Raw genomic sequence first — 25080 nt, 5'->3', positions numbered from 1 at the left:
AAGCGCCGCCACTCATCTTCTGGGTTTGGTTTGTACTAGCTAACTCTTTTTTTGCTATATCTTTAAAATTGTGAAATTGTGGCGGAAAAGCATCATGGCAGATTGGAATGTTTTTCTAAAATCGGCGTAGGGACGGAGTTTAGGCTCGAAATGTCGGTATAGGTAGTAAAAGAGGTGCGAATTATACCCTCTGCTATTTCGGTTTTCGTTTATTCTAGGCATTGTAGCGATCGCCCCACTATGAAATCTAACTCACCCGACAATAACGCCTCACCCTTACAAAATATCTTCTCTTGGGTTAAGAACACCCCTGAGAGAGCAATTGACGAGGCTTTTGAAGCGGCTGTCAGCATCAAGCGGATTGAAGAAGAAACTTTTAAAGGCAATAAAATTTCTAATGACGGGAGCTTTGGTAACAATGTATTTAGTGTATTTGAGATCCAGCTTCAAAAGTATCTCCGAACGATCAATGCGCGACTGAATTTCTACAAAGTTAGTGCCTCACTGCCCTATTTGCAGACTCAAAGCTCTAGCAATCAAGCAAATACGGCGATCGCCAAATATGCAGCCAACGAACAGGACAATGATCCCGTAGGTAATGGACAATTATCTGCAAATCAACTAGGTGGGAATAGTCGAAGATTTTCTATTTATCAGAAGCTTGCGTTTATTGACTACACTCTCGAAAGATATACCAGCGCAAGTGCTCAGACTATCGATGTTGTTGTTAAGCCTTCAGTTAAGACAAACTTATCTAACAGTAAAGGCATAGAGGCTGAAGAAACTGAAGTAGAAACTGAAGAAAAGTTTCAACTCTTTAAAAATACTAAGCCTAATAGCTATAGACGACCTCCTCAGCAGGTGACATCTGTGGAGAAAAGTATTTTGCCTGGGTCATTTTTTAAAGCTTTTGATCGGGTTAAACGTAATCTTAGTGGCTCATATACTGATTATGAAAAAGATATTGTTGAAGAATTAAGACAATCACGACTTCGGATTAATCAGGCTTTACGCTACATTGTGGTCTTAGTGATTTCTGTAATTGCAGTTCAGATTTTATCGAAAGCACTGATTTTCAATCCGATGATTAACAGTTTTATTGACACAAATAATATGACTGTCAAGTTTAGTCCAGCGATCGAGGAAAAAGCTTTTAATGCGTTGCGATTAGCCAAAGAGCGGATTGAATTTGATTTCATGATTAAAACAATTGTGCTGGAGCAATCGCAAGAGAAACAAGAAGCTACTACTAAAAAGACAGCTTCAGAAAAACCTGAAGAACCTTCTAACACTCCGAAACAGACAGTCTCAGAAAAACCTGATGAACCTTCTAACACTCTTAAAAAGACAGCTTCAGAGCAATCAGAAGAACTTGAGAAATTGATACAGGAAGAATCAGTTAAAATTTTAAAAAAGTTCAACACTGAAAGCCTTGATGGTGTTAAGAACTTACTATCCGATATTACTGCTGCTTTTGTCTTTTACCTTTTTCTACTTTCAGGACGCAAAGAATTAGAAACTATTAAAGAATTTCTAGATGAAGTTCTTTATAGTCTGAATGACAATGCCAAAGCTTTCCTGATTATCATTGCAACCGATACCTTTGTAGGATTTCACTCTAGTGAAGGATGGGATGCTTTGCTCACAGTTTTATTTAGTCATTTTGGACTACCTGAAAATAAAATTTTGGCGCAATCTTTTATCTCTACAGTTCCTGTGTTTTTGGATGGACTTTTCAAATTCTGGATTTTCCAATACCTAACGCAAGCTTCACCTGCCACCGCCACAATTTATCGAGAAATGAACGAATAGGTTAGCCGCGCCGCCTTTTAGTTAAAACTCAAAGAGTGTGAGGCGGCGCGAAGCGCCGCTTCACACTCTTTGGGTTTTAATGAGAATTGCTGTAAGCGATCGCAAAAACAAGTTAAGATTTATGATGGCTTAGCGACCCAGCCGTTGACAGCCGTTGACTTTGTTAGTTGTGCAATAGATTTTTAAAAATTCCCTATGATTTACGAAATTTTCATGCCCGCGCTTAGCTCCACTATGACCGAAGGAAAAATCACCTCTTGGGTGAAATCGCCTGGCGACAAAGTGGAAAAAGGCGAAACTGTCGTGATTGTAGAGTCTGACAAAGCTGATATGGATGTCGAAACCTTCTACGAAGGTTATCTCGGTGTAATCATTACCCCCGCAGGAGAATCTGCACCCGTCGGCTCCGCGATCGCCTATGTCGCTGAGACCAAAGAAGAAATCGAAGAAGCTAAGTTGAAAGCGGCTGGTAAATCATCGTCACAAAACGGATCGGCAGCACCCAAACTATCTGAAGAGCCTCCCGCCAAATTAGTTTCTACCCCCACAGCAGCCTCGGTTGCTTCCATCCCTGATGTCGTCGTCTCCTCACCACGCAAATCTGCACCAACAGCAGCATCAGACCGTCAAATCGTATCCCCAAGAGCTAAGCGCATTGCTAAGGATAATGGGATTGACCTAGCTAAAATTTCAGGAACTGGCCCAAATGGGCGAGTCACTGCTGCTGATGTCGAAGCATTTTTACAACCTGTGGCGGCTCCCGCAACAAAGGTTGCCACACCTGCACCATCGGTAACTGCTTCACCTGCTGCAAAACCATCAGCCCCCGCACCAGCATTAGGAACAGCACAATCACTTACTACCTTACAAAAGGCAGTAATCAACAATATGAATCAGAGTCTTTCTGTACCTACATTCCGTGTGGGCTACACGATTACTACTGATGCTCTAGATGCTCTCTACAAGCAAGTTAAGTCTAAGGGCGTGACCATGACCGCACTTTTGGCGAAGGCAGTTGCCGTAACTTTGCAAAAGCATCCTTTGGTGAATGCAAGTCTTAGCGATCGCGGTATCGAGTATAAGAGCAATATCAATGTTGCCGTTGCTGTAGCAATGGATGACGGTGGTCTGATTACGCCTGTATTAAAAAATGCAGATCAAACCGACCTCTACAGTCTCTCTCGTGATTGGAAAGGACTAGTCGATCGCGCCCGTGCGAAGCAATTGCAACCCGATGAATATAACTCTGGCACATTCACCATTTCCAACTTGGGTATGTTTGGAGTTGATCGCTTCGATGCAATTTTGCCCCCTGGAACTGGTGCAATTTTAGCGATCGGTGGTTCTCGTCCTCAAGTTGTGGCAACTAAGGATGGTGCAATCAAGGTTGCTAGTCAAATGCAAGTCAATCTCACTGCCGATCACCGTGTGATCTATGGCGCTCATGCGGCGCAGTTCTTGCAAGATCTAGCCAAGTTGATTGAAACTAATTCTCAATCCTTGACTCTGTAATATTTCTGGCTATTTATCAAAAAATCGTCAATTGTCATGATTTATTCATAACAATTAACGATTTACAACAACAAACTTGTAGGGGCAGAGCATTCCCGAAGCAATTCATAAATTTTGAGGTTGTTTTAATTTTGGGAATGCTTTGCCCTAAACTCGCAACGCAGGGACAATTTATCGGTGAAAGCGAAGAGGGTAGAGCTTTTGCGTTTCGAGGTGATGGGTAGAAAGCATGAAATACTGGCGCAAAAGCTCTACCCCTACAGGTGATTGGTAATTTTTTTTGTGGCGATCGATTTAGATGCTTTGTTGGCGATCGCTCCAAACTGATTTTGCTGAAGCGATGACCCAGCTTTAGCATGTGTTAGCGAAGCGTAACGCATTCACAATAAACATCAAAATGTGAGTTATATCTCATTAATGCACGCTACAAGATCGGCGATCGCATTTTCACTATCACTGCAAAGTGGGCTACTGTTTAAACGTCGTTATGACTTTTTGCTTACATTTTTTGAGTAAGTCAAATTGAACCGAGTCTGGCATGACTAGCTCTTCGTGAGTCAGATTATTCCTGATTTGTCTAATTTCATACAATGAATCGTATAAATCTTGTGACATCATTCCTTTGCGATTGAGAAAGTCGATATTTTTATAGACCTCCTTCCTCACTTGTGATTGATCAACTTTTCCTACAGCCTCCGCTAAAATGTCTTCAATCTCCTTAAAATCATTGGCAAATCTACCAAATCTTTCATCCTTAAAAAGGGATACCGTTGTTGCGCTACCAACTTTTGCTGCGGTGTTGCTAGCTTTTGGTAGTAATCGGTGCAGTATTGAAATGACTACCAGCAGCATGGTGTAAAAAACTGGAAATGGCACCGCTACAACTGCACCTAAAAATACGGCTTTAACTAAGGCTGGAGCAGGTCGATCTCCTAAAATCCGCTGCTTAGAAAAAACGATATAAGCACTCAATCCAAAGAGAACAAAAACAATCACTGGAATTGCTGGAATTCCAACAATTGAAATGGCTGCTCCTGTTTCGATTAACATCCACAGGCAATCAAGGAGAAATACTGCAATTAATCCATCCCGATGAAAACCTAACCATTGTGGAGACGCTTTTCTATTTTCATAGTGAGACATATTGGTAGACCTTTATTTACTGAGGATTATGGACTAAATGGAAATTACTGCGCTTAACAGCCACCAGCTTTACTATCCTTTACCATTCGTTAATCCCTCATCCTGAAAGGTTTTGGTGGTCATATCAATGCGTTTGACCGACTCACCCATATCGCGGATATATTGGTAGTTCGCAAACCCACCAATAGCGGCTCCTAGGAAAGGAACTGATTTTCCAGCTAAGGAAGCGGACATACGAAGAAGAATGCTCTTGGCGATCGCTAGGAGGATTACTCTTGTCAAGAATGTACCGACTTCTACACCTATTGCTGTGCCTATAATCTTGATTAATTCAAGAAAAGAAACTTTATACACTCCTTTCTTATGGTATATGACCCCTAATGTCACTCGAAATAGCTGAAGAACATTGTTCATCAGATCAAAGGGAACTCCAACAATCGATGTTGTAAATCCTCCGAAACCACTTGCCGCACCCGTTGTAGCAGCTAAAGTTGCACATTGATTGATGAATGCATCAATCCCCATCTTGTCAACTTTATTTTTGATGTCAAATTGGTTGATGTTTTCAAAAATCTTTTGGAAACTTTGCGCCAATATATTAGCCTTAGATGAATCTGCATCCGAACCATCCATCTGATCACTAGAGTCTAAACCACTTGCCATAACTGCATCAATTCTTTCTAGCTAAGGTAACTATGTATTTAGACGGAAAAATTCTGTCTAACGTCAGTATAAGCAATATAGGCTGAAAGTCAAGATTGTGTCTAATCAACCCATATGGCATGTTAGGCAGAAAAATTCGGGCTATTTACCCTATATAGTAAGTTATATGGGGAAATTCTACCTAAGCCCCCAGATAGCTTATTAGACCGACATCACAATATATTATTCAGGCTAACCACTTGACAATTTCATACTGCTTCGCATCTTTTGTTTCGTGCTAGCATTAAATTGAATGCAAATTTAGTGCAGTAGCCCTATGATTAACCTCAGCCAAGACATTCAACCCCTATCCACCTTCAAGCGTAATACCAACGAACTCATCACCCAGATGAGAAATACTGGACATCCCATCGTATTAACCATCAATGGTAAAGCAGAATTAGTCGTCCAAGATGCAGCGTCCTATCAACAATTACTCAATAAAATTGAAGAACTAAAAGCTATTGTAGGAGTAGAAAAATGATTATAAGACTTAGCACAGGTTCACACTAGATAAAAGAAATTAAAGCCATGACGATCGCTACAGAACAAGCTAAATCTAAAGCCAAAATTTGGACTGATGAAGAGTTTATGGCTTTACCCGATCGCGGCGATCTAGTGCGACCTGTTGCCGAACAAAGGATTTGGCTAGAAAACATCAGTTGGCAAACCTTTGAGCAATTGCTAGAAGATATAGGCGATCGCTAGAATTTCGGTAATGGGTTAGAGATAACAATCCGCATTAAGAAAAGATAGAGAAGGTACGGAATTGCTCAAAAAAGCCTGTTAATATATTAAGTAATAAAAATTAATATAACTTTTTAACATACATTGTTTTTATCTCCTGACAAGGTTGAACTTGAGGAGCGCTCCTTAGCACGGGCAACAGTTCAGGTTCTACCCCCTACTGTCAATGTCACGTCAGCGTTTCCGCAATACTTATCACAACATTTACTAGCCACCGCCTCACTGTTACAACATTGGCGCGTCTGGTTTGCATCACTCTTTTTAGTATCCGTCCCCGTCTTTTTTGAAGCTCCCCTTGTGCGCTATGCCCCTTGGTTGAGCTTGATTTGTACCGTCGGTTGGTTAGCGATCGCCAAACATCTTCAAGCAGAACCAAAAAAACAAGTGTGGGGCAGTCTCACTTGGGGCTTTAGCCTGACTTGGTTATGTGGCTCTCTGTATTGGGGCTGGCTACGCTGGGAGCCTGCCTACCATGTACCAGTCGAAGCTTTAGCTTTGCCTTGGGCAATCTGGGCAACTCGTCAAGATTCCCACCGCGTCGGCGGATGGTTTTATATAGGCTCACTATTCGGGACAGCCATTACCGATCTGTATTTCTACATCGCGCATCTTTTTCCTAACTGGAAAGCCTTGATGCAAGTTGAATCAAATATTAGTCTTGCTCAACCGATTTTAAAAAATGCTTTAACTTTAGTCGAAACCCCTTGGGGAATGACTTGGGCTTGTATTTTGGCAGCTTTGCTCTTGATTACTGGGAATAAAGCAATGCGATCGCCTAATCTCGCTTACTGGGCTTTTGGCGGAGCAGTGTTAGGTACGATTTTTGTAGATTTGCTATTTTTCAGCGTCGCAGTATTGGGATAAAAAAAGAGTCGCTAAGCGACTCTTTTTTTTCAGGAATTATAGGCAAATAAAAACCCAGCGTTGGTGCGCTGGGTGCAGTCAGTTTAAGGCTTCATTGATAAGTAGATTACTTGAGTAAGTCCTCTCTTTACCTCACGCGATCGGGTGAAATATTCTCAACAAAAACAGCTCTGCAAAGCAGGGCTGTTTTTGTTTAATCGATTGGCAAAGAATCCACTTTTTTGAATTCCCCATTCCAAGGCGCAAAAAATGGTAAGAACATCATCCCAGGAATGGCTAATACCAACGTAAACAAGAAAAATAAAGCCCAGCCCTTGCCATCACTACCTGCTAACCAAGAGATTTGATTAATCGAAGTCCATGAGGGAATATTACGCTGAATAAATTGGGCAGACTCGCCTGAAAATGGTGAAGCTATAAGATCTCTCCCAACGGCAAATAGACTCGAAAGCAATGCAAATTGAGTTGCTGAGAAACTAGGATTGCACAACACCATCAGAAATCCTAAAAACCCTGCGGTTCCTAGACCACTGCAAAAATTTTCTACATTAATTGCAGCTAGTAAAACCAGATCATTTTTCCCAGCAACGGCGATCGCGTAATAGCCGATATTGCTAATTGCTTGCAGGAATCCAAATACCCATAGCGATCGATTAACCCCAATCTTGCTAAGAATAGCTCCCCCAGCTAAAGTCCCCACAATCGTGGCAACTAGTCCAATTCCCTGTCTGACCGTGCCAATCGTGCCATCATCAAAAATAGTTTTTAAGAAAGGGACTGCCATTTTACCCACCATCGCATCGCTAAATCGATAGAAGATCGTGAATATAAGAATTAGTAAAACCTTGCCCACACCCAAGCGTTGAAAAAATTCTTGAAAAGGTTTAACTACAGCTTCATCTAATGTCGCAGGACGAGCATTAGCTTCTGGCGGTTCGGGGGCGATAAATGTGGCGATCAGCCCTAGACTCATCACAACTGCTAGTAACACATACACCCAAGCCCAACCAAATCGACTGAGGCTTAAGCTTGTAAAACCGTTGCTGGATAGAAACTGTGAAAGCGAGGATTTCCAACTTAATCGAGTCGCCAAATTAAATCCGACAAATCCCGCAAATAGGAGCGCAATTCGATATCCCATTACCCAAATCCCGATCCCTGCACCGACTTCCTGCACTTTTAAGACATCAGTACGGTAAGCGTCGATCGCAATATCTTGAGTCGCACTGAGAAAAGCGAGAACTAAGGCGGTAACTGCTAAAACTGGTAAAGCTTCGTTCCGACTAGCTAGGGGTAAGCTATCGATCGTAAACATTTGTAATGCGATCGCCAAAATAGCAAGAACTAAACCGCCTTGTGTTAGCAAAATCCAGCCTCTCCGTCGCCCTAGAAAAGGTGGCACAAAGCGATCGATAAAGGGTGACCACAGAAATTTGAGTGAATATGGCAGTGAAACTAAACCTAACCAGCCAATCGTACTAAGGTCAAACTTAGCGCTGGTAAGCCATGCGCGAAATGCATCATCGGTCAGTGCATAGGGTAGCCCTGATGCAAAGCCCAGTGACAAAAGCGCCGCCATTTTGCGACTCTGAAAAACTCGAAAAAATTGGGCGATCGTATTCATACTTGCGGATTAGACTACAATATATATGTAAGCGGAGACGAAAGTTTCCGTTCACTCCTCACACCACATTCCGCCCAAGCTTATGAGCAGCAAGGGCGGTTTCTTCTTTTTTGCCTAAGTTAAGTTGTTAAAATTAAACGTAGGATAGGTTAGCGATAGCGTAACCCATCATTGACAACTAATTGATACGTTACGTTTCACTAACGCATCCTACATTTAATTTAGCCTTCCAAATTAGATTGGCGCGAAAATTTGAGATCGTTGCGAAGAGTTAACTCAATGATTGAGGGTTAAGCTTAACAATTATGGTTTTTAGCAAATGTGCAATGCTAGCTGTTATACTACCTACACGCAATTTTTGAAAATAAAAGTTTTTAATATTTAGGGAGTTAGCAAAGCATGTCATCAGCGATCGCCGTTACAGATGCTAGCTTTGAGCAGGACGTACTTAAAAGTGACATCCCTGTTCTAGTAGATTTTTGGGCCCCTTGGTGTGGTCCCTGCCGTATGGTTGCTCCTGTAGTCGAAGAAGTCGCTACACAGTATGAGGGCAAAATCAAAGTTTTTAAGCTTAACACCGATGAGAATCCTAGCGTAGCTGGACAATATGGCATTCGCAGTATTCCCACGCTCATGTTATTTAAGGGTGGTCAACGGGTGGATGTGGTTGTAGGTGCTGTCCCTAAGACAACATTGTCTACCACTATCGAAAAGCATTTGGATAGCTAAAAATTTTTCCAACCATATAAAGTAAAAGGGGCGCGTTGCGCCCCTTTTACTTTATATGGTTAAGCGCAAAGCGCTATATTTAAGTAAATATCTACTAGCTAATTGAACGAAACTAAGTGGTGTCACAATCTAAGATTGTCGAAATTTTATCTGCTGACGAGTTGCGTCGAACGATCAATCGTTTGGCTTCGCAAATTGTCGAAGCTAGTGATGATTTGTCAAACGTGGTTTTGCTCGGAGTTTATACCCGTGGTGTCCCACTAGGTGTAGCGATCGCAAGGCAGATTGAGGCTCTGGAAGGAATTTTAGTTCCTTCAGGCGCTTTAGACATTACATTTTATCGGGATGATCTCGACAAAATTGGATTGCGAACACCTAGCAAAACTGAGATTCCCTTTGACCTCAATGGTAAAACTATCGTCTTAGTCGATGATGTTATTTATAGCGGAAGAACAATTGGAGCCGCTTTGAGTGCAATTCATGACTATGGTCGCCCCAAGGTTGTGAGATTATTGGCACTGATCGATCGCGGTCATCGTGAGCTTCCAATTCATCCTGACTATGTGGGGCGAACCCTACCAACTTCTAAGGATGAGCAGGTAAAAGTATTTTTGAGCGCCGCAGGGGACGGTCGAGATGGCGTTGAGTTAATTAAACCGCTTAACTAGATGTTTTACTTTTCTCCACAGTTATTCTCGTAATACTATGCAGACAGCTCAAAAGCTACTAGCCTCAAAAGTAACCTCTAAATTTCAAACTACAATACCCAAAATCATTCGTGACGCTATGAGCATATCTCAAGGGGACGTTGTTGTATTTGAAATTGAGGAAGGTCGAGTCTTTATCAAAAAATTGCAGCCGTTAGATTTAGATTATCTCAGTGCGATCTCAGAAACTTTGAGTGAGTGGGCATCTCCAGAAGATGAGGAAACTTATTGTGCCCTTCAATCGTTGCGAGCTTAGGTCAAAGCATTCCCAAATTAAAATTATTTGAAAACTTATGGATTTCCGTGGGAATGCTTTGACCCTACATGGGGATCATATGGGGTGCGAATAATTCATGATACTAAAGACAAAATGCATTGGGGCTTTGAGCCGAGATGACCGTGAAGCAACTCAGAGATCGATCTCACAGCTTTTTAAGATTAGTCTTTAACGAAAAAGTCGCTGGTAGTGGGAGCTATATAACTGCGATCGCTCTTTTGTACTACTTCTTAAATTATTTAAAGCAGGACTAATCACAAAAAGCGTAGTTCTGGTTAAGTTCTCTTTGATTGTGACCGATGCCATTTCTGAAAGGGGAACCGTCAAAATCTTTTCATCTTCCCAACCTAATCGATAGCAAATTGCCACATTGGTATCGGCTGGATAATGTTCCATTAATTTAGATTGAGCATTTTCCACATGGTGAGCGCTGAGATATAGACATAATGAGGCTTGATGGGCAGCCAGACTCGATAATTCTTCGCGTTCAGGAACTTGAGTACGTCCACTGATCCGCGTAAGGATTATCGTTTGGACTAGTTCGGGAACAGTTAGTTCTACTTGTAATCTTGCTGCTGCTAGCTGAAATGCACTAACCCCAGGGATGATTTCAAAAGGGATTTCAGCTTCAGATAGAGCTACTATTTGTTCTTGAATTGCACCATATAAACTAGGATCGCCATCGTGTAAACGGACGACTAGTTTTTGCGATCGCACTCTATCAACAATAATCTCTAAAATCTCCTCTAGGGATTTGCTCACAGTGGGAATTATTTCGGCATCAGCACGACAATATTGCAGCATTGAGTCGGGGATGAGAGAATTCGCATAAACAATCACATCGGCTTTGATTAAGAGGTTGCGCCCCTTAACTGTAATTAAGTCAGGGTCACCAGGCCCCGCACCGACGATATAAACTGGTTGCATTAAAAAACCTAAGATAAGTGTTTGTTTCCCACCGAAGGCGGGAAACAAACACTTATCTTAAACAACTAACTGCCCTAAGCGATCGCACAAAATTGTTTTGATCTCAATTTTAAGATCTGTGTATTTCTGTACATAAGCTGTAGCTCGCCGCGTAATTTGATCAGTGAGGTACTGAAAGATCACGCGATCGCAGTCATGCTCAACTAATAATTGATGCACTGCTTCGGCAGTAAGCGATCGCTCTATTTCTTGGATTAGTGCGATCGGTAAATTCTCATGCACAGCCGCTCTGACTAAAATATCTATTCTGGCATCAGCCAAGTGACTAGAGGTATTGAAAATTCCACCTGCTAGTTTTAATAACTTTCCATGATAGCCAACAAGAGTAATCGAAGTTACACCTAAAAGCGCAGCCTCTACTAACATTGCGCCTACCCAATTGGCTGTCTGGACTAATTGCGAAGTTTGAAACCCAAGATTTTGAGCGACTTGGTAGCCATTTGCGCCGATGTAAAACGCTATTTCATGGGAATTAGATGCTTTAGTTCGTAAATCTGCGCGAAACTCTTCGAGTTTATCTTCTACGGAGAGAGGTTTGGATATTGCAGAAGTTCCTAATAAAGATAGTCCCTCAAGAATACCAAAAGCAGCATTGGAAGTACGTTTAGCTAATGCTCTTCCTTCAGGCAAAATAAATCTAATTCTTGCGGAGAGATGATCGGGCAGGAGTTGCAAGAGATTAACGTCTGCTAAATTTCGCGCTAATTGATAGATAGCTGGCTCTCCACTAGAGGTTCTTCCCAAACCTTCTCCAGCTTCCAAAATTATCCGTTCTCCACCTGTTGAAGATTCTAATTTTACCCAAGCCCAGACAGGAGTTCCAGCGGTCAGATCGAGATTGTCCCCTGGGTCACTAAGGGCGATCGCGATCGCTGTATTGTCATCAATAATTGCACTTTGGGCGATTTCCACTATGCCTGAACCAGATTCTAGTAGATCAAGTTCTACTAAAGCTGAGTTCTTTTTTTGGATGGCGAAAATTGCGGCTTTAGCCGCAGCGATCGCAAATACAGGAAGGGTATATCCAGATTTCATACAGGTAATTATCTTGACCATAAAAAGAGAGACAGCGCAAAGCTCTGTCTCTCTTTTTATAGGATTACTTTAACGACTAGGATTTAATCTTGTCTTTATGTTGAGGGCAAGAGATAACAACACTAGCACCAAGCACAAACCCCGTATACTCTTTCAACTTAGCGAGTTTATCCGCAGGAATAGACCCACCTTGCTTGTCAAATTCTTTTTCGAGTGCATCGGTTAGAGTGTTAATAGGAACACCTGAATCAAGAGCTTTACAGGTTTCTGTTTCGACTAACCCAATGTACTTGATACCACCAGTTGCTTCATACATTTCCTTGTATTCGGCATTTTCCTTGATAAGGGCATCAATATCTTTAGTTTTGCCAGAAGAAGCATCGGCTTTAGGAGAAGCATCGGCTTTAGGAGAAGCATCAGCTTTAGGTGAAGCATCGGCTTTAGGTGAAGCATCAGCTTTAGGTGATTCGGTGGGGCTAGAAGTAGGAGAGGGAGAAGCTGAAGCTGCCACTGACGGTGAAGGAGATGTTGTTGTAGCACTGGGCTGCTGACATGAAGCTAATGCCAATGCAATGGATACAGGTAACAACAAACTACCAGCGAAGCGTTTAAGCATATTTGATATTTAGGAATAAGATTGATCAGTCTAAATAATACTACTCTAACTATGAATTGCCCGTATAGTACTTTTTGCTGCAATTTAAAAAGTAGAGTGGAAAAGTGCTATCTTACGCTTACTTTATTTTCTAGAAATTTTAGACTCAATTCTAATTGTGAAACTAATTTTGTTCTTTTCAGCCTCATAGGCGCTAAAAAACAATTTTTATGATGAGAATTACTGGGATTTCATAGCCGATCGCACTAATAGATAAGAGTTAGGCTTATTATTTAGGTTACATTTTGGCTTTACATAGGTACACGAAGATTTATGTTTAATGCAACTGAACTGCTGATCGGTAACTTTGTTGAACAACTAAAGCTAGGATACCGTCGTACCTATGGCGGTTATCTACATGATTATGAAGACATCATCGGCTGGGCTGGCAACATGGCTCTGGAAAATATTGCCAATAGTGATGCGCTTTACCACAACGTCGAACATACGATCTTAGTGACGTTAGTTGGTCAAGAAATTTTGCGCGGTAAGCATATCCGTGAAGGACGAGTCTCTCCTGAAGATTGGCTGCATTACATTATTTCTCTTGTTTGCCATGATATTGGCTATGTTAAAGGAGTTTGTCTCCAAGATGGGGGAGGGAAGTTTGCCACTGGGATTGGCGAAGCAATGGTAGAGTTACCCGCTGGAGCTTCTGATGCAGGGTTAACGCCCTATCATGTCGATCGCGCCAAACTATTTGTAAATCAGCGTTTTGCTAATCATTCTTTAATTAAGGCTGAGAAAATTTGCCGTAACATTGAACTGACAAGATTTCCTGTACCGAAAACTGGCGACCACCAAGATACGACACATTTTGCAGGCTTGGTGCGATCGGCTGATTTGATCGGGCAGCTCAGCGATCCCCGTTATCTCAAAAAAATTGGGGCTTTATTTTATGAGTTTGAAGAAACTGGCGTAAATGTCGCACTTGGCTATGCTCACCCAGGAGACTTGCGCCGCAACTATCCTAAATTTTATTGGACAAGTGTATATCCATTTGTTAAAGATGCTCTTTACTACTTGTCTCTAACTCAGCAAGGTCAAGAGATTGTGGCGCACCTATATTCAAATGTTTTTGTAGTTGAACATGAAAAGCCAGAATATCAGCCATAAATCTGCAAAAATTCTCATAAAAAAGGGTGTACGGCGCAAAGCGCCGCACACCCTTTTTTATTCAGCCAAGGTGCTTATACAAATCTTTTCATTTTGTTCAAAAAGTGGAATTGCAACTTCATCAAAAAATGCGATCGCTAAATCTGTCCATCCCTTATTTCCTCTAGGATAAGTTTCAGGCGTACAAACGTATGCTTCGCGGAATAAGCCTGAATAGTTTTTGTCTAACTTATGGTTGAATAGTGCGATCGTATTTTTTAGTTGATTAATAGCCTTGATGCGATTTTTAAAAACTGCATTGTCATTTACACTTGTTGCATTTAACTTAAACTCAACGAAGCAAAATTCATGTTCATCAAAAAAGACAAAATCGCAATGAGAATCTCCAAAGCCTAAAAGCCCCTTTTTTCCATCAATCGGAATAAATCCAATGATTTTGCTATTTTTAATATTGAATAATTTAGCAGGATCAAAATCATGCTCGATAATTTCTTTGCCATTTAGTTTAATTGTAAAAGTATTGTCTTCTAAATTGATACTAACAACAATAAAAGATTGCCCCTTATAATCAATTATCGTAAAATCTTCTCGTAATTCTATTTCTAAAATATCATTTAACTTATTAAATCTGTTTGACAAATGCTCTTTTATTAGTTCAAACTTACTCATTTTTTTCTAGATATTTTAGTATATAAACCATACAAATAATTAAAATCGCCTCCCAACATTTCAGATACTGCATCTAAATAATTTTGCTGAATAGCACCCGTTTGATTATTAAAAATAGATTCACAATATTCATGCTCTTCTTGAATAGAAGAGTTACCTAACGAATAGGCAGAAAAATCTTTAGCCTTTAGCCAAAATTCTTTTGGTATTAGTTCAGCAACTTCAGCCTCAGCCAATGGATTCTTATCCACAACTCGTTGAGCAAATAACAAGTTGTTAAATACCGTAAGTACATAAGGACTGTGAGTTGTAATAATGAGTTGATTATTATCATTTTGATTAACCATTAAAGCTAATAACTCAATTAAACTCTTTTGAGCAACAGGGAACAAATGTGTTTCTGGCTCTTCAACTATTCTTAATACTTTTGATTGTTTAAGTATAACAAAGAAAATATCTTGCAGAATTCTTATAGATTCTTGTTGTCCTGATGAAGCATTATGAAGGTCAATAGATTCTTGAGTATTAAGTATAATCTTCTCTTCAAGGTTATTACTAATGTATTCACCTTTTAATATTTCTACAATTTTCTTTTCCGCAAGATATAGATTAGATTTTTCTTCTTTGTCTTTATCTTTATCTTTTATAGAAGATCTAAAACGAGAAATTAAATCTTGGAATTTTCCATGAACGCTAAAAACATCTTTAACATATATAACTCTTTCAATAAATTTCATCATTAAGATCTCATTAACTATTTGAGATTTTTGTTGAAATTCTTTTTTGCTGTTTTTTTCTAGCCTACTTTGTAAATCGGCAAAGAAATATTTTTCAAACAATTCAGAATAACCTACTGTAATACTCCTTCCTGCAATAACAAATAATGAATCGACTTCATAACTGTGAAAAAGATTATTTAATATTTCTGCAAGGATTTGAGCATAATTAATTTTAGTTTTCTCATGAGCAAGTCTCTCATGAATATTGGTCGTTTTTGATCCTTGTTGTAAGCTCAGTTTTATTTGAGTTAGAGCCTCAGGAATATTGTATTTATAAAAATCTTGACTAAACTCACATTGTATAGTTTTATCTTTATTAAGACTTAAATGTAAGTACTTATTTATTTCAACGAAATAATAAAATTTTATTTCAAAATCAATAAGTTTTTCTGTTGAGCCAAACCAATTGTAGAATTTTTCTTGTAATACAAAAGCGATATCAGAATTCTCATCAAAGTAATCTCTTTCTTGATCTTGATAAATTTGATTAAATACATCATCTTTTAGTGATTTAAAAAAGTAAATAAGCTTAGCAATCGTGCTTTTACCGCTAGCTTGTTCACCAATTAAAACTAAAACTTTCTTTATTTCAATTTCGGCGTATTCGATCGCACCAAAGTTTTTGATAATAATTTTTTGCATATAGTTTAGATACTTGGTTAGGTGATTTGGTCTTAAAACTAGTTATAGCCTATATTTTATGAAATAAAAAAGGAGGTCTTAAATTAATAAGACACTCCTTTTTCAAAAGCTTTGCTTAAAGATTAAGCGCTGACTTTGCCGTAAAATACGCCGCGAATGATCACTTCCTTGGGTTCAACACCACCAAGATCATTGTCAGAGGTTTGCTCAGTCTCGAAAGTACCAGCGATTTCGCCAGTATCTGCATTGAGCTTAGCGATTTGCAATGACATAGTACCTTTGGATGTGGAGTCATCCTTGACGCTTCTGTTGTCAAAAGAATTACGCTTTGCAGGTAATGCTTCAGCAGAGTCATAACCGATCGCTAGACCACGCCCCTTAGGATCGATGAATCCAGAACCACGATAGGTTGGAACTAGAGTAGAACCAACAAAATCAACCGATGTGGTTATGCCATTTACCCCAGGAGCAGTTTTGGCGTTGAAACCTTTAATGGTGAACAAAATTGCTACCAGTTCACCACCAGGCATTTTGACTGTGATGGGTTGATAGTCTAGACCATCTGTTTCAACTAAGCTGAGGCTACCATCACTATTACCAGTTACAGTTGCCTTTACAAAGTCAAGGCTAGAAGTTGAGCGCGTCATCAACTTGCTAGCAACAAACTCAGATTTTTTGCGCTTGTTGCTCGACTCTTCTTTGACAAAGAATGAAGTTGGCTCTAGGCAAAGCTCTGAAATTTCCACAGATTGCCCTGCACCAATAGAAATAAAGTTACGACCACCGCGAGAGGAACCCAAGATATCAGAACATTTGTTCGCCAAACCAGTATTTACAATTTGGTCGTAGGTCAAACCTGGTTCAACAGCAGCGATCGCATTATTAGCAAACAGACCGCCTGCTAGTAACATACATAAACTGATACACAATGTAAAAATTGCTTTCGTAAAACTACGAAATTTCATAAATAACCTCTTTTTTAATTTAACGGGATTTAACGGGTAGTATTTTAGAGTTATGACGGAACGCGCAAAGCACTGTCAATAATAACTCTGTTAAAAAAATACGATCTAGTTTGGGATTTTAAATTGAGATCGTTAAGGAGTTGGTGTTGCTTTAGACTAGCCATAGAGGTTAGCTAACTAAAGACTTAATTTATAAAATTCCAATCATCATATTATCGCGCACGAGGGTACTTAGCTTGGCACAAACTGAAATCCAATCACAGAACCAATCACAACAGGGGCAAACGGCTAATTTATCTGAGCTTGAAGTGATCAGCGATCGCCTATGGCAAATTGCTCAAGATCAACAGAGCGATGCAGCTAATCTTTTGCAAATTTTGCGAGTCATAGAATTAATCCATAAGCGCATTCGCGATGATTTGTTTCAACCTGCTCTGCCAACTAGTCGGCATGAGCTATTTAATCTGTTACGCGATATTGAGACAAATGGTGGCTGGCCGCATATTTATCGCATGAAAATCAATGAAATTTGTCGATATTTAGAACAACCAGAAAAGCTGGAAGAATAAACTAAGAATTTTGCCAAGGCTCTATCTTTACAGCAGTTTCTGATCAAACTAACCACAAGAAATTTTTTAGAAGTGTTGCTTTGCAACACTTCTAAAAAATTTCTTGGTTCGGGTTTGAGCGCAAAGCGCTGTATGTTTGTACCAAAAAGGAGAAGAGGTATTTTATGCCTCTTCTCCTTTTTGGTTTTTATGTTGGTACTAGACGCGACGGTATTGCTGATAAGCAGCAAAAAACAGTCCGCCAAGTGTAATGAAAATAAGACCTAGGCAAATGCCTGACAAAATTGGTTCTACCATAAATATTTGTTAAAAATCACTGACTTATATAGTTTACTTTAGCAATTCTCATTATGAAAATCAGTTTTTGCTTTTTAAGGAATAACTAATGAACGCAGAATACTAGACTGGTTAGATTCTGGCACAACCACGGGCTGGGGTGGTGGGGTTGTTGTTTTTGCATCCACGTCGCCACTCAAAGAATTTGGGGCAGGTTGAACCAAAAAGAGCTGCTCAGTACTTTCATATAATTTTTGCGCCAATACATCATTGGCAGCTTCAGTGAGATGAATGGGATCGATGAAAGCTTGCTGGCTGGTATTTTGAAACAGTTGGTAAAAGTTGACAAATTTTGGCTTGATTGGACTCTTGCTAAAAGCTTGGTCGGAGAGCATATAAGCATTAGTAGCGCGATCGCTATATTCCTTACCCAAAGATTTCAAAATGCCTTCTTCTTCCTTGGTTAAAGATTTTTGCTTACCAGTGATTTCTGGCTGAAGAATAATCAAAGTAGGAATATTGTTAGCCAATCTCATCATTTGCTGAGTATTGTAAAGATATCGATCAACTCTTTTTTGAATTTCTTTAGGATCTTTGCTGAGTTGTTCAGCATTAAAAACTTGATATTCAGAGCTAAACGTACTGATATCTGCTGGGATCACCCATTTTTGCCATGCTTTGACTAGATAAAGCGAATTTAGCCAGTTATTAAATTGCTGGGCTTGATATTGTCGATATTGAGCAAGTGGATCACGTAACATTTGCTCAACATTCCCTATTTCGCGAGCAGTCTGATTGCTAGGCGATCGCAAATCTTCATAGCCATCGAGGATCAGCAGTGCATTGGGGCTGTATGTCATCACCTTATGAGCTAGCAGGGCAAGCTCATTACCAGAGTTATAGCCAGGGACTGCCGCCGCAATTACCCGATAGCTGCCATCACGAATACGCGGAGGCAATGCTCGCATTGCTTCAATTTGATCGGCAAAGTAGGGGATTTCTTTGGGCTTAAACTTTTCAGGGCTGCTATTTTGAGCACGAACGCGCTCGTTGAGTAATTTCTCAACCTTAAAAGCCAATGCTTTTTGATTTTTTTCCGCCATATTCGTAAAAGCGGTGGAGCCACCAACCAAAAACACACGGATTTCGCTAGGAGGCTTGACAACAGGTACGGATGAATCTTGGCGAAAGCCCTGATCGTTGATTTGCCAATATTCACTACTTTGGCTGGGAAGCAATTCATAACCCAGTAGTGGACTGCGTTTTACTTGGAGCAGCCCAGCATCTGGTAGTCCAGGATAGTTATTACCATTAGAGTCCTGCAATTTAAAGGCATAGGACTGGGCGATCGCTACAGTTTTATTGGGAGCGAGCTGGTTGTTACTACCTGTTGCTAAAACTGCTCCTCTCGCAATTAGTTCCGCCAAAATCAATAGTAATGGCAGACCAATCAAGATCAGGAGCAGAGTATTTCGCAACCAAGATTTGCGCTTGGATTGCCAAGAAGTTGTATATCGGGGTCTACGCATGACTAGGCTACTGGTGTGCAGCTTTACAGCTTATAACAATTTTTATCTCAATCTGCAAATAACTTGAATTGGTACTTCGTAATAATTCAAGTTAGGGTTAAGTTTTTTGGTGGAGCGGCTTTGCCGCTCCACCAAAAAACTGGTTCTTATACCAATTCACAAAAGTGTGACAACACTTTCGTGAATTAAAAGCCAAACCCAGTAAGGGTTTTAAAAACACAAAATGGCGTAGCCATTTTGTGTTTTGGTATTATTTATTTGAGTTGAATCAACTCGATTTTATAGCCATCTGGATCTTCGACAAAGGCAATTTCAGTTGTGCCATGCTTCATCGGTCCTGGCTCGCGGGTGATTTTGCCGCCTTTTTCTCGAATAGCATCACAGGCGGTATAAATATTTTCCATACCCAAAGCAATATGACCATAGCCAGTGCCAATGTCGTAGGCACTGGTATCCCAATTATGGGTTAGCTCAATGACGGCATTGCTTGATTCATCGCCATAACCAACGAATGCGAGGGTAAAGCGTCCATCGGGATAATCTTTACGACGCAATATTTTCATGCCGAGGACATTACTATAAAAATCAAGCGATCGCTCTAGATCACCAACTCGAATCATGGTATGCAAAACGCGCATTTTGGCTTTCCTCTCAATTTAGGTAGAGATGTGCAAAGCACATCTCTACCAGTTTAACGATCATAATCTTCATCATCTATACTCTTAGGCTCAATTAACCAGTCAGAGTTTTGTCCACCGATAATTACTTCTTCGATCGCGACATATTCTTTATCAAACTGACGTAACGCATTTACCAAAGTATCGATCGCGATCGCATCGGTCGTTCCTAAGTCAACCCAACAGCGACCCCATTCATTTTCGTACTCCAGATCAGTCATGTTGTGCATGACTGACATCATCTCGTCATCTGCGGCTTGGTTGTCATAGTCAAAATAGCTAACATCCACACCAGATTCTAAAACCTGCATATTGCAAGCATTGAAACCACCTAATTTACCAAGCAAGAACCAAGAATTAAATACTTCATCTAACAGTTGTTTCTCTTGCTGGGAGGGAATTTCATTAAATTTTATCCAGATCCATAAGTCAAACCAATCACATTCTCTAAATCTAACTTCCATAGTCCACTTAACAGATCTTTCAAAAATCGCGATAAAAATTATATCGATACTAGTTTAGCAGTAGCTTAATCTGAACTCACATTAGAGTCAGGCTTTGGCGCTTGCATAATAAGTTGACGGCGGCGACGGCGCAGAAAAAAGAAAATTGCTAGGGGGACTAGCCAATAGGGACAATAGACCAGCAACCAGATCGAGAGCTTTAACAGACCAACACTCACAACTGCCAACGAATTGGTTGCACTATTCCAAGTATTTTGTAATTGTGTGCCGAGATCCGATTGAGGTGGAATAGTCGAGATCGCTGACAAGAGTCTTACCTGTAAAGTTGAATAAGCAACTTGATTTTTTAGATTTGTGAACTGAGCATCAATTTGCTCAATCCCCTCCCTGACACGGCTAAGTTCTTGCGTAACTTTTAGGACATCACCCACGGAGCCAGTCTGTTGAAGGATTCCCTGTAGCTGCACTTCAGTTTGGCGCAAATTTTTGAGGCGAGCTTGCAAATCCACCAATTGAGTAGAGACATCCTCAGCTTTAATCGATCGCCCTTTGACAATCCCTAACTGAGCGATCGCATCTATCACCCAATCGAGACGTTCTTGGGGAACTCTTAGTTTCAGGGAAACTGACTGCTCCATGTCAGGATTTCCTGAACGAAAGTCCTGTAATTCTAAAATATCTCCCTGTTGCTGTTTGATAAGCGCTGAGACAGCCTGTGTAATCTCGTCGATGGATTTAACTTGCAAAGAAATTTCGGCCGATTTAATTAGTTGCGGACGTGGGACAACGTCCTTTGTTACGGGCGCATTAGAATTTGAGGCTTGTTCGGGTTGGGATGCAATATTAGGCGCGGAGGAGGGAGCTTTTAACGAAGAAGCGCAACTGGCAAGAGCAATCACAGCAAGTATGCTCAGTACTTTTAGCGATCGAGAAGGTTGAATTTTCAAATTCTTTCTCATTACTGTGTTGCCAAAACTGTGTTGCCAAATTGACGTTAACTAGATTTTATATGTTTCAGCATCTGAATTAAAAACAAAAACACAAGAAGGGCGGCTTAGCGCTGCCCTTCTTGTGTTTTTGTTTTTAGCTTGCACTTGAGTTGTAGAGCACTACATATTTACAGATATAGAGAATTACCGATTTGGGTAATTCTCTATATCTGTAAATATGTAGTATCATCCATCCAAAGAATTTGCATAGCCAGACTTTTTGCTAGCCTAATAAGATATTTAGCACTTTGTAACGATAAGTTACGATACAGTGCTAAAGTTAAATTCAAATTTAGTCTAAAAGCTTCAAGAGTGCTACCCGAAGTTCTTGAGTTAGGTTAAAAAAGTGTGTTGAGTCCCATCTTTGCTCATGGGTGGGCAATCGCTGAAGCAAACGTTCAGTCGTGAGGAGTATTCCCTACCTGTGGCAACAAATCCAATCAATTTAGGTAATTCAGGTTTGTCCAGCAAGTCTTCAAAGCCAAAAACGGCTTCAACTAGGCATAAATGGACACTCTTTATAGTGTTATTTGTGGCGCTGTTATCTGGGGGACTAGGTGCAGGACTAGCATTTGTATTGAGTAGTAAACCTTTTCAGCAGCGTCAACTATCGACTGATGAGGCGGCAGTATTTAATCGCAATTCCGATGGCATGACTTCAGCGATCGCGGGTGTACCGACGCTGACTCGTCCTGTCAATATTTTGGTACTCGGAACGATCATTCTTACCTCTGACTTACCTGATGCCCAATCCAAGCCAAAAGGTAAATACTTGGCAGAGGTTGACGACAATCTCAATGGTATGAGTGACGCAATGTTGCTGATACGTTTTGAGCCTGCAACTCAAAAAGTTTCCGTCCTGTCAATTCCTCGTGATACCCGTGTTGATATTCAAGGTGTAGGTAAGACAAAAATTAATTTTGCCAACTATGCAGGTGGCGCATCCCTATCAGCTCAAACCGTTAGTCAAGTATTGGGCGATATCCCAATTGATCGTTATATCCGCTTCAATGTCAATGGGTTTGGGAAGTTGATAGATGCCCTTGGCGGTGTTGATGTATATGTGCCGAAGAAGATGAAATATCAAGATGATAGCCAACATCTATATATCAACCTCAATGCGGGGCAGCAAAAGTTAAATGGTAGCAAGGCAATTCAATATATGCGCTATCGTCACGACGATCTAGGGGATATTGGTCGTGTACAACGTCAGCAAGCATTTTTCCGCGCTTTTATCGATCAGAAACTTAACCCCCAAGCCGTCACTAAGTTTCCTGAAATCCTTACTATTGTTAAGGACAATATTGATACAAATCTATCAGTCGAAGAAATTCTTGCCCTTGCTGGGTATACGGCAAAAATTGATCGCAAAAACATTCAGATGCATATGGCTCCTGGGCGGTTTAGTAACCCTGGAGAATTCGATAGCTTGAGCTACTGGATTTTGGATAATAGACGACTTTCTAAAATCATGAGCCAAAGTTTTGGGATCATGAAGAAAGCAGACGCAAGTCTTGAGGAAAGCACACCTCAAAATCTGAGGATTGCGATCCAAGATAGTATGTCTCAACCTGAAGGCTCAAAGAAAGCTACAACTGTTCTCTCTAAGGCTGGATTCGCTCAAGTATTTCCTGCTAGCGATCGCTGGACAAAGCCTCTTGCGAAAACACAGATTGTTGCTCAAAGTGGCGATCGCGAAAGTGCCGAGAAATTGCGAGAATCTCTGGGTATTGGTGAAGTGGTAATCGAGTCAACGGGAGATATCGAGTCAGATATTACTGTTCGGATCGGCAAAGACTGGCTTGAATCCAATAATATTCCCCTTAAGCCTTTGAAACCTGCGCAAACCAAACAACAACGATAAAACTCACGATAAAAAACATAAGAGGTATTGCTTTGCGCCACTTCTTATGTTTTTTATCGTGAATTAGAGGAACTAATACCAAAACACAAAGTGGCGCAGCCATTTTGTGTTTTGGTATTAAAAGGGTGTGACTAGTTTCTGTTGGTTTGGCGCAAGATAGTTGCGTGCAGTCTGACAATCAGACTGAATTTGAGCTTTGAGAGCATCAAGTGAATCAAATTTCTTTTCAGGTCGGATAAATCTGATTAGATTTACACTTAGTTCTTGATCGTAAAGATCGCCTTGCCAGTCAAATAAATGTACTTCGACCGATCGCCGATCGCCATCCACAGTTGGACGCAACCCAATATTCATCACACCTAATATTTGTGATTGTGTTTGTGTTGCTGCATCAGGATTATTGATAATTGCTTGGACAGCATAAACCCCATCACGCGGCAAACACTTTTGCATAGGCAGCTCTAAATTTGCAGTCGGGAACCCAATTGTGCGACCTAATTGCTTGCCTTGCACAACTCTGCCCACGAGGTTATAAGGACGACCAAGCAGTGAATTGGCTAAATCAATTTCGCCTTGAGCTAAAGCTGAACGAATATTTGAGCTACTGATGCGCACGGGCGGCGGCTCTATATCCCCGAAACTCATCTTTTGCTCTGGAATGACCGTTAGGCGATCGCCCCAAATATTTTGCAGATCGGTGATATTGCCTTGACGTTGCCGCCCAAAGTGAAAATCGAAGCCGACGCTGATTAATTCGACTTGGAGGGAGTCAATTAAAATTTTCTGAATAAATTCGGCGGCAGTTAGCTTGGCAAGAGCAGCATCAAAGGGTAGTAAGACTAACTGCTCAACACCGAGGGACTTAAGCAAGGCTACTTTTTCATCGAATGGAGCAAGTAGCGATCGCGATTTTTGGCTAAAAAATTCTTGGGGATGTGGCGAAAAGGAAACGACGGTACTGGTTAAATTAGGATGACGATCGCGCAAAGATATCGGCAAAATTGGCGCAATCACATGACGATGTCCCACATGTACGCCATCAAAGTTACCAAGGGCGATCGCAGTGGGACGAGAAATTTGGGTTGGGTCAAATATTACTCTCACGCTTAACATTTTGACATAATAGAAACAAAAAATAGTAGTCATGCAATGTAATTGCAATGACATTATGTGGAGGCGCTTTGCGCCGTCACATAATCACTCAAAAAACTACAGTGATTTATCTGGGGAATCGACTCAATCATCATCTTTGTCACCAGCACCCTTAAACGTTAATGTTATCGCCCCAAATTCCTATGGATTATCAGTCCATCTGCGTTTAACAGGTGATTTGAAGTTTTCCCCACAGATTACAATTCTCGACTATTTTAGAAATAATGAATCACAAAAAATTCTTAGTCTATACTTTTTTGTTCTTCAGCTTTTACTCTTTTGGATGCAACGCAATTCCATTATTTGAGACATCAAGCACGGAACATTATCGAGTGAAATCACCAGATGGAGAAGTAGATGCAGTCTTGATGAAAAGTGATGGAGGGGCAACCACATCTTTCAGCTATAACTTGTTTCTTCTTCCCAAAGGAACAAGCAGCAAAAAATTATCTCTCGATGATTCGCGACTTATTGCAGATAGGGCTGAGTCTCTGAAAATAACTTGGATAGAATCCCCAAAAAGCGTCATGGATTTCTCAAACTCGGCAAACTGGTTAACCATATACGAAGCCAAACAGTCCACATTCACGGCTGG

27 protein-coding genes are annotated in these 25080 nt (G+C 40.6%); 12 read left to right on the top strand and 15 right to left on the bottom strand.

Annotated elements, in window-relative coordinates:
* The first annotated feature begins 240 nt into the window (after nt 1–240).
* Both CQ839_RS21660 and CQ839_RS21655 read left to right on the top strand, forming a co-directional pair.
* The gene (locus tag CQ839_RS21660; protein ID WP_103670381.1) at nt 241–1812 is read left to right on the top strand and encodes a hypothetical protein; all 1572 of its coding nucleotides are present in this window, start codon (nt 241–243) and stop codon (nt 1810–1812) included.
* 195 nt (nt 1813–2007) lie between these two features.
* Nucleotides 2008–3324: a dihydrolipoamide acetyltransferase family protein gene (locus CQ839_RS21655; protein ID WP_103670380.1), complete on the top strand. Its 1317-nt coding sequence runs from the start codon at nt 2008–2010 to the stop codon at nt 3322–3324.
* A gap of 468 nt (nt 3325–3792) precedes the next feature.
* On the opposite strand, the gene CQ839_RS21650 is transcribed toward CQ839_RS21655, so the two are convergent.
* Together CQ839_RS21650 and CQ839_RS21645 are read right to left on the bottom strand one after the other, a co-directional pair.
* Nucleotides 3793–4467 carry a hypothetical protein gene (locus tag CQ839_RS21650; RefSeq protein ID WP_103670379.1) on the bottom strand — a complete coding sequence of 225 codons (675 nt, stop codon included), beginning with the start codon at nt 4465–4467 and terminating at the stop codon, nt 3793–3795.
* 72 nt (nt 4468–4539) lie between these two features.
* The gene (locus CQ839_RS21645) at nt 4540–5130 is read right to left on the bottom strand and encodes a hypothetical protein (RefSeq protein WP_103670378.1); all 591 of its coding nucleotides are present in this window, start codon (nt 5128–5130) and stop codon (nt 4540–4542) included.
* Nucleotides 5131–5446: 316 nt separating this feature from the next.
* Between CQ839_RS21645 and CQ839_RS21640 the strand changes: the two genes are divergently transcribed.
* The 3 genes from CQ839_RS21640 to CQ839_RS21635 all read left to right on the top strand — a co-directional run bounded on the left by CQ839_RS21640 (nt 5447) and on the right by CQ839_RS21635 (nt 6780).
* The gene (locus CQ839_RS21640) at nt 5447–5653 is read left to right on the top strand and encodes a type II toxin-antitoxin system prevent-host-death family antitoxin (protein ID WP_103670377.1); all 207 of its coding nucleotides are present in this window, start codon (nt 5447–5449) and stop codon (nt 5651–5653) included.
* Nucleotides 5654–5700: 47 nt separating this feature from the next.
* Nucleotides 5701–5877 (top strand): hypothetical protein, encoded by a 177-nt coding sequence (locus CQ839_RS25280; RefSeq protein ID WP_181016289.1) that lies wholly within the window; start codon nt 5701–5703, stop codon nt 5875–5877.
* A gap of 123 nt (nt 5878–6000) precedes the next feature.
* Nucleotides 6001–6780, top strand: coding sequence for a DUF3120 domain-containing protein (locus CQ839_RS21635; RefSeq protein WP_103670376.1), 780 nt, complete (start codon nt 6001–6003; stop codon nt 6778–6780).
* Between the two features lie 193 nt (nt 6781–6973).
* Here the strand turns inward: CQ839_RS21635 and CQ839_RS21630 are convergent, their stop codons facing one another.
* A complete protein-coding gene (locus CQ839_RS21630; RefSeq protein ID WP_103670375.1) occupies nt 6974–8404 on the bottom strand; it encodes an MFS transporter in 1431 nt (476 codons plus the stop codon).
* Between the two features lie 399 nt (nt 8405–8803).
* Between CQ839_RS21630 and trxA the strand changes: the two genes are divergently transcribed.
* From trxA to CQ839_RS21615, 3 genes are all read left to right on the top strand, one after another.
* Nucleotides 8804–9133 (top strand): thioredoxin, encoded by a 330-nt coding sequence (gene trxA / locus CQ839_RS21625; protein ID WP_094534188.1) that lies wholly within the window; start codon nt 8804–8806, stop codon nt 9131–9133.
* 119 nt (nt 9134–9252) lie between these two features.
* Complete coding sequence (gene pyrR / locus CQ839_RS21620; protein ID WP_181016288.1) at nt 9253–9801, top strand: bifunctional pyr operon transcriptional regulator/uracil phosphoribosyltransferase PyrR; 549 nt, start codon at nt 9253–9255, stop codon at nt 9799–9801.
* Between the two features lie 37 nt (nt 9802–9838).
* On the top strand, nt 9839–10096 hold the full coding sequence (locus tag CQ839_RS21615; RefSeq protein WP_103670373.1) for an AbrB/MazE/SpoVT family DNA-binding domain-containing protein: 258 nt from the start codon (nt 9839–9841) through the stop codon (nt 10094–10096).
* Between the two features lie 189 nt (nt 10097–10285).
* Here CQ839_RS21615 and cobM read toward each other — a convergent pair whose 3' ends face one another.
* From cobM to CQ839_RS21600, 3 genes are all read right to left on the bottom strand, one after another.
* Nucleotides 10286–11044 (bottom strand): precorrin-4 C(11)-methyltransferase, encoded by a 759-nt coding sequence (cobM, locus tag CQ839_RS21610; RefSeq protein ID WP_103670372.1) that lies wholly within the window; start codon nt 11042–11044, stop codon nt 10286–10288.
* 57 nt (nt 11045–11101) lie between these two features.
* On the bottom strand, nt 11102–12139 hold the full coding sequence (cbiD, locus tag CQ839_RS21605) for a cobalt-precorrin-5B (C(1))-methyltransferase CbiD (protein ID WP_103670371.1): 1038 nt from the start codon (nt 12137–12139) through the stop codon (nt 11102–11104).
* A gap of 76 nt (nt 12140–12215) precedes the next feature.
* Nucleotides 12216–12755, bottom strand: a complete 540-nt coding sequence (locus tag CQ839_RS21600) for a hypothetical protein (RefSeq protein ID WP_103670370.1) — start codon at nt 12753–12755, stop codon at nt 12216–12218.
* Nucleotides 12756–13067: 312 nt separating this feature from the next.
* On the opposite strand from CQ839_RS21600, the gene CQ839_RS21595 reads away from it, so the two are divergent.
* Nucleotides 13068–13910 carry an Npun_R2479 family HD domain-containing metalloprotein gene (locus CQ839_RS21595; RefSeq protein WP_103670369.1) on the top strand — a complete coding sequence of 281 codons (843 nt, stop codon included), beginning with the start codon at nt 13068–13070 and terminating at the stop codon, nt 13908–13910.
* Nucleotides 13911–13967: 57 nt separating this feature from the next.
* Here the strand turns inward: CQ839_RS21595 and CQ839_RS21590 are convergent, their stop codons facing one another.
* The 3 genes from CQ839_RS21590 to psbO form a co-directional block, all read right to left on the bottom strand.
* Entirely contained in the window at nt 13968–14579 is a 612-nt protein-coding gene (locus CQ839_RS21590) for a hypothetical protein (protein WP_103670368.1), read from the bottom strand.
* Nucleotides 14576–16000, bottom strand: a complete 1425-nt coding sequence (locus tag CQ839_RS21585) for an AAA family ATPase (protein WP_103670367.1) — start codon at nt 15998–16000, stop codon at nt 14576–14578. Before CQ839_RS21585 ends, CQ839_RS21590 begins: the two co-directional genes overlap by 4 nt.
* Nucleotides 16001–16122: 122 nt before the next feature.
* On the bottom strand, nt 16123–16965 hold the full coding sequence (gene psbO, locus CQ839_RS21580; protein WP_103670366.1) for a photosystem II manganese-stabilizing polypeptide: 843 nt from the start codon (nt 16963–16965) through the stop codon (nt 16123–16125).
* Nucleotides 16966–17201: 236 nt separating this feature from the next.
* On the opposite strand from psbO, the gene CQ839_RS21575 reads away from it, so the two are divergent.
* On the top strand, nt 17202–17534 hold the full coding sequence (locus tag CQ839_RS21575; RefSeq protein ID WP_103670365.1) for a hypothetical protein: 333 nt from the start codon (nt 17202–17204) through the stop codon (nt 17532–17534).
* Nucleotides 17535–17732: 198 nt separating this feature from the next.
* Here the strand turns inward: CQ839_RS21575 and petG are convergent, their stop codons facing one another.
* The 5 genes from petG to CQ839_RS21550 form a co-directional block, all read right to left on the bottom strand.
* Nucleotides 17733–17831: a cytochrome b6-f complex subunit V gene (gene petG, locus CQ839_RS21570; protein WP_071590170.1), complete on the bottom strand. Its 99-nt coding sequence runs from the start codon at nt 17829–17831 to the stop codon at nt 17733–17735.
* A gap of 74 nt (nt 17832–17905) precedes the next feature.
* Entirely contained in the window at nt 17906–19339 is a 1434-nt protein-coding gene (locus CQ839_RS21565) for a GDSL family lipase (protein WP_103670364.1), read from the bottom strand.
* Between the two features lie 254 nt (nt 19340–19593).
* Nucleotides 19594–19977 (bottom strand): lactoylglutathione lyase, encoded by a 384-nt coding sequence (gene gloA, locus CQ839_RS21560; protein ID WP_103670363.1) that lies wholly within the window; start codon nt 19975–19977, stop codon nt 19594–19596.
* Between the two features lie 53 nt (nt 19978–20030).
* The gene (locus CQ839_RS21555; protein ID WP_103670362.1) at nt 20031–20480 is read right to left on the bottom strand and encodes a DUF3531 family protein; all 450 of its coding nucleotides are present in this window, start codon (nt 20478–20480) and stop codon (nt 20031–20033) included.
* A gap of 65 nt (nt 20481–20545) precedes the next feature.
* Entirely contained in the window at nt 20546–21427 is an 882-nt protein-coding gene (locus CQ839_RS21550) for a DUF4349 domain-containing protein (protein ID WP_181016287.1), read from the bottom strand.
* A gap of 412 nt (nt 21428–21839) precedes the next feature.
* Here CQ839_RS21550 and CQ839_RS21545 point away from each other — a divergent pair, with 412 nt between their 5' ends.
* Nucleotides 21840–23333: an LCP family protein gene (locus tag CQ839_RS21545; RefSeq protein WP_103670360.1), complete on the top strand. Its 1494-nt coding sequence runs from the start codon at nt 21840–21842 to the stop codon at nt 23331–23333.
* A gap of 117 nt (nt 23334–23450) precedes the next feature.
* Here the strand turns inward: CQ839_RS21545 and CQ839_RS21540 are convergent, their stop codons facing one another.
* A complete protein-coding gene (locus CQ839_RS21540) occupies nt 23451–24479 on the bottom strand; it encodes a bifunctional riboflavin kinase/FAD synthetase (RefSeq protein ID WP_258040829.1) in 1029 nt (342 codons plus the stop codon).
* A gap of 338 nt (nt 24480–24817) precedes the next feature.
* Here CQ839_RS21540 and CQ839_RS21530 point away from each other — a divergent pair.
* A partial coding sequence (locus tag CQ839_RS21530) for a hypothetical protein (protein WP_146048785.1) occupies nt 24818–25080 on the top strand: 263 nt, incomplete at its 3' end.

This window comes from Pseudanabaena sp. BC1403 (genome assembly GCF_002914585.1).
In the GTDB taxonomy this organism is placed as follows: Bacteria; Cyanobacteriota; Cyanobacteriia; order Pseudanabaenales; family Pseudanabaenaceae; genus Pseudanabaena.
Note: the sequence above shows the minus strand (reverse complement) of the source record. Positions and strands in the feature narration are given on the sequence as shown.

Bases quoted from the DNA above. Each gene is read 5' to 3' on its own strand.
- CQ839_RS21540 (WP_258040829.1), bottom strand. From the start codon at position 24,479: ATGACTACTATTTTTTGTTTCTATTATGTCAAAATGTTAAGCGTGAGA.
- CQ839_RS21650 (WP_103670379.1), bottom strand. From the start codon at position 4,467: ATGTCTCACTATGAAAATAGAAAAGCGTCTCCACAATGGTTAGGTTTT.
- CQ839_RS21585 (WP_103670367.1), bottom strand. From the start codon at position 16,000: ATGCAAAAAATTATTATCAAAAACTTTGGTGCGATCGAATACGCCGAA.
- CQ839_RS21655 (WP_103670380.1), top strand. From the start codon at position 2,008: ATGATTTACGAAATTTTCATGCCCGCGCTTAGCTCCACTATGACCGAA.
- CQ839_RS21590 (WP_103670368.1), bottom strand. From the start codon at position 14,579: ATGAGTAAGTTTGAACTAATAAAAGAGCATTTGTCAAACAGATTTAAT.
- cobM (WP_103670372.1), bottom strand. From the start codon at position 11,044: ATGCAACCAGTTTATATCGTCGGTGCGGGGCCTGGTGACCCTGACTTA.
- CQ839_RS21545 (WP_103670360.1), top strand. From the start codon at position 21,840: ATGGGTGGGCAATCGCTGAAGCAAACGTTCAGTCGTGAGGAGTATTCC.
- CQ839_RS25280 (WP_181016289.1), top strand. From the start codon at position 5,701: ATGACGATCGCTACAGAACAAGCTAAATCTAAAGCCAAAATTTGGACT.
- CQ839_RS21600 (WP_103670370.1), bottom strand. From the start codon at position 12,755: ATGCTTAAACGCTTCGCTGGTAGTTTGTTGTTACCTGTATCCATTGCA.
- gloA (WP_103670363.1), bottom strand. From the start codon at position 19,977: ATGCGCGTTTTGCATACCATGATTCGAGTTGGTGATCTAGAGCGATCG.
- CQ839_RS21595 (WP_103670369.1), top strand. From the start codon at position 13,068: ATGTTTAATGCAACTGAACTGCTGATCGGTAACTTTGTTGAACAACTA.
- cbiD (WP_103670371.1), bottom strand. From the start codon at position 12,139: ATGAAATCTGGATATACCCTTCCTGTATTTGCGATCGCTGCGGCTAAA.
- CQ839_RS21640 (WP_103670377.1), top strand. From the start codon at position 5,447: ATGATTAACCTCAGCCAAGACATTCAACCCCTATCCACCTTCAAGCGT.
- CQ839_RS21615 (WP_103670373.1), top strand. From the start codon at position 9,839: ATGCAGACAGCTCAAAAGCTACTAGCCTCAAAAGTAACCTCTAAATTT.
- CQ839_RS21565 (WP_103670364.1), bottom strand. From the start codon at position 19,339: ATGCGTAGACCCCGATATACAACTTCTTGGCAATCCAAGCGCAAATCT.
- trxA (WP_094534188.1), top strand. From the start codon at position 8,804: ATGTCATCAGCGATCGCCGTTACAGATGCTAGCTTTGAGCAGGACGTA.
- CQ839_RS21660 (WP_103670381.1), top strand. From the start codon at position 241: ATGAAATCTAACTCACCCGACAATAACGCCTCACCCTTACAAAATATC.
- CQ839_RS21630 (WP_103670375.1), bottom strand. From the start codon at position 8,404: ATGAATACGATCGCCCAATTTTTTCGAGTTTTTCAGAGTCGCAAAATG.
- CQ839_RS21645 (WP_103670378.1), bottom strand. From the start codon at position 5,130: ATGGCAAGTGGTTTAGACTCTAGTGATCAGATGGATGGTTCGGATGCA.
- psbO (WP_103670366.1), bottom strand. From the start codon at position 16,965: ATGAAATTTCGTAGTTTTACGAAAGCAATTTTTACATTGTGTATCAGT.
- petG (WP_071590170.1), bottom strand. From the start codon at position 17,831: ATGGTAGAACCAATTTTGTCAGGCATTTGCCTAGGTCTTATTTTCATT.
- CQ839_RS21555 (WP_103670362.1), bottom strand. From the start codon at position 20,480: ATGGAAGTTAGATTTAGAGAATGTGATTGGTTTGACTTATGGATCTGG.